We start from the raw sequence: 3367 nt of genomic DNA, 5'->3' as shown, positions 1-3367 counted from the left end.
CCCGTATTACTACTACGGCAACGGCAGCGGCGTGGGCTCCTCCGCCTATGCGCTCAACAGCGGTTCCAACAAAGGCGGCGTATTCGACCTCGGCAACCTGCCGACGCAGGCCCAGTACAACGCTGACGGCTCGGCGACGACGGGCGTCTACTACCGCCCTTCGCGCACCCAGACCTGGCGCCCGGGCATCACCACCAAGCTGAACTGGGACCTGGGCGACCACAGCCTGCAATTCGGCTACTGGTACGAGCGCGCCCGCCAAAGCCAGACCCAGCCGTTCATTGCCCTCAAGAACAGCGGCAAGCCCAGCGACACTTGGCCGGACGCCAGCTCCGTGGTCGACGCCAATGGCAACACCGTACAAGGCCGCGACCGCTACACCGTAACGCCAGCGCAAAAAGTCTGGGCTCAGGACACCTGGTACATCAACTCGGACTGGACCCTGATCGCGGGCCTTGCCTACATGAATGTCGAGCGTGAGGGCACCAACCACGGCAGCCTCACCGAACAACCGGGCAAGGCCAACCAGACCTACAACAAGTTGCTGCCCAACGCTGGCCTGAAATACCAGCTCGACGAGCGTGACCAGTTGTTCTACAGCCTTTCGCGCAACATGCGTATCCCGCAGAACTACGTGCTGTACGACAAAGGCGTGGGCTCCCTGGACTCCAAGCCGGAACTGAGCTGGAACCAGGAACTGGGCTGGCGCTACACCGGCGAAGACATGACCCTCGCCGCCACCCTGTTCTACATGCAGTTCAAGAACCGCCAACTCACGTCCCTGGACAGCAACGGCGATTCGGCCGACATCAACGCCGGCACCGTGATCAACAAAGGCCTGGAACTGGAGTGGAGCGGCAAGCTGCCGCACAACTTCAATTACTACACCTCCTACACCTACACCAGCTCCAAGCAGCAGGACGACCTGACCGTCTTCAGCGCCGGCAAACCGATCGTATTGCCCACCAGCGGCAAGCAGTTCGCCAACGTGCCGGCCAACATGCTGGCGGCCAACATCGGCTATGACGACGGGCGTTTCTACGGCACCTTCGGCGGCAAATTCACCAGCAAGCTCTACGGTGACCTGACCAACGACGAAGCCATTTCGGCGCGCACCGTTTTCAACCTCGGCGCCGGTATCTACCTGCCCGTGGACAAGAAAGTGGTCAAGGACGCCACCCTGCGCCTGAACGTCGACAACCTGTTTGACAAGAAGTACCTGGACGGCGTGTACACCACCAAGACCAACGCGGCGAGCTACAGCGGTTTCCGCGATGGTGACCCGGCTTACATCGTCGGCCTGGACCGTACCGTCACGGTTTCCCTGGAAGCGAATTTCTGATTAATCACCTGAGAGGAACACACTCATGGACATGGACCTGCTGCACCAAATCACCTTCTATGTGATGTACGCCGCGATGGCGATCGCGATCTTCATCACCATCGAACGGGGCATCTACTTCGCTTACGTGCGCCGCCAGGCCCGCGCCCTGACCGACGTGCTGGGCGCCAACGTGCACAGCGAGCGCGACTTGCCAGAAAGCCTCACCCGCCGCGACAGCCTGCCGCTGAACATGGTGCTGCCGATCCTCGCGCAAAAGGCCTCCAACGGCTCGCGCAAGGACCTGGACGACGAAATCGAAACCCAGTACCTCAAGACCCGTGCGCCGCTGTCGCGCAGCCTGTGGATCATCGAGACCATCACCACCGCCGCGCCATTGCTGGGCCTGCTGGGCACCATCCTCGGCATCATCGACACCTTCAAGGCGCTGGCCAGTGCCGGCGTGTCCGACCCAGGCCAGATCTCCGGTGGCATCGGTACGGCTTTGTTCGCCACCGGCCTGGGTATCGCCATCGCGCTGTTCTGCGTGGTGTTCCACAACTTCTTCCAGGACAGCCTGGAGCGCATCAACGACCAGCTGAAAATCCTGCTGATCCGTGCGGCCACCGGCGCCCGTGTACAGGGTGAAGTACCGCATCTGGTGCCAACGCCGTTGCACACCCGCACGGCATGACCTTCAGGGCGGGCGCATGATGCGCCCGCCTTTCTTTTTGCCCCGATGAGACGCCTATGTCCCTCTCGATAAAGTTGCGTATCGCAGGCCTGACCGGCCTTCTGTTGAGTCCGCTTGCCCAGGCGGACTTTTCAATTCCAGGGTTTGAATTGGTACACACCGTACCGGTGGACACTGCGCTGGGGACTGCCGACTTGCGCCAGCCAGGGCCGGTGTGGATCGAGCTGTTTGACGGCGCAAAAAGCAGCATTGATATCGGCCAGTTCTACGCGGCCGACCATCCCGGTTCGGTGATGGACAAGGTGATCGAGCATCTGGAAGCTGCCGGAAAACGGGGTGTGAAGATTCGCTTTCTGCTGGAGGAAAAAGGTATTCGGCTGTCGGAGGCGTCTACGCTGGAACGCCTGCGCGCAATTCCTAACCTGACCTTTCGCGTGCTGGCCTATGGGCAGTTGAGCGGCGGGATCATCCACGCCAAGTACATGGTGGTGGACGGCAAGCAGGCGTTTGTCGGCAGTCAGAATTTCGATTGGCGCTCGCTGGAGCATATCCATGAAACCGGGTTGCGCATCAGCGATGCCAGCGTGGTCAGCCAGGTGCAGGCGATCTTCAACCAGGACTGGCAAGCCCAGGCCGCCTTGGCGGATAAGCAACCGGTGCCACTGCCCGCTGCGGCCCAGGAGCCTGCGCGCACCGGCAACTACCTGGTGGCCAGCCCGCAACGCTACAACCCGCCCGGCGTGGGCGACTCACAACTGGAACTGCCGCGCCTGCTAAGCGAAGCCAAGAAAGAAGTGCGCGTGCAATTGCTCGACTACGCGCCGCTGTCCTACGGGCCGGATAGAACCCGCCCCTACTACGCAGTGATCGACAACGCCGTGCGCGCCGCCGCTGCGCGTGGGGTGTCGGTCAAGCTGATGGTGTCCAACTGGAACACCGACAAGCTGGAACTGCCCTACCTCAAAAGCCTGGCCGTGCTGCCCAACGTCGAGGTCAAGATCGTCACCCTGCCCGAAGCCAAACAAGGGTTTATTCCGTATGCGCGGGTGATCCACAGCAAGACCATGGAGATCGACGGGCAAGTGGCCTGGGTTGGCACCAGCAACTGGTTGGGCGGGTATCTGGATAACTCGCGCAACCTGGAAGTGGTGATGCACGACGCGGCGATGGCCAAGCGCATCGGGCAGTTGCACGAGCAGTTGTGGGAGGGGCCGTATGCCAAGGCGTTGGACGTGATGGCATCGTATCCGGAGCCGCATCCGGGTAAGCCTTGAGCACTCATTTCAAACTTCACTGTAACCCCCTGTGGGAGCTGGCTTGCCTGCGATGGCGGACTGTCAGTCGACAACTTC

Annotated in this window: 3 protein-coding genes; all 3 read left to right on the top strand. The window is 61.4% G+C overall.

From position 1 onward, the window contains the following. Positions 1-1342: TonB-dependent receptor domain-containing protein (locus tag FEM54_RS28260; protein WP_138453825.1), on the top strand; the 1342-nt coding region annotated here is incomplete at its 5' end. 25 nt (positions 1343-1367) lie between these two features. Next, entirely contained in the window at positions 1368-2015 is a 648-nt protein-coding gene (locus FEM54_RS28255) for a MotA/TolQ/ExbB proton channel family protein (RefSeq protein ID WP_017136406.1), read from the top strand. Positions 2016-2071: 56 nt separating this feature from the next. Beyond that, on the top strand, positions 2072-3289 hold the full coding sequence (locus FEM54_RS28250; protein ID WP_138453824.1) for a phospholipase D-like domain-containing protein: 1218 nt from the start codon (positions 2072-2074) through the stop codon (positions 3287-3289). Positions 3290-3367 lie beyond the last annotated feature (78 nt).

Origin of the sequence: Pseudomonas edaphica (genome assembly GCF_005863185.1) — a bacterium.
GTDB lineage: Bacteria > Pseudomonadota > Gammaproteobacteria > Pseudomonadales > Pseudomonadaceae > Aquipseudomonas > Aquipseudomonas edaphica.
Note: the sequence above shows the minus strand (reverse complement) of the source record. Positions and strands in the feature narration are given on the sequence as shown.

Bases quoted from the DNA above. Each gene is read 5' to 3' on its own strand.
- FEM54_RS28255 (WP_017136406.1), top strand. From the start codon at position 1,368: ATGGACATGGACCTGCTGCACCAAATCACCTTCTATGTGATGTACGCC.
- FEM54_RS28250 (WP_138453824.1), top strand. From the start codon at position 2,072: ATGTCCCTCTCGATAAAGTTGCGTATCGCAGGCCTGACCGGCCTTCTG.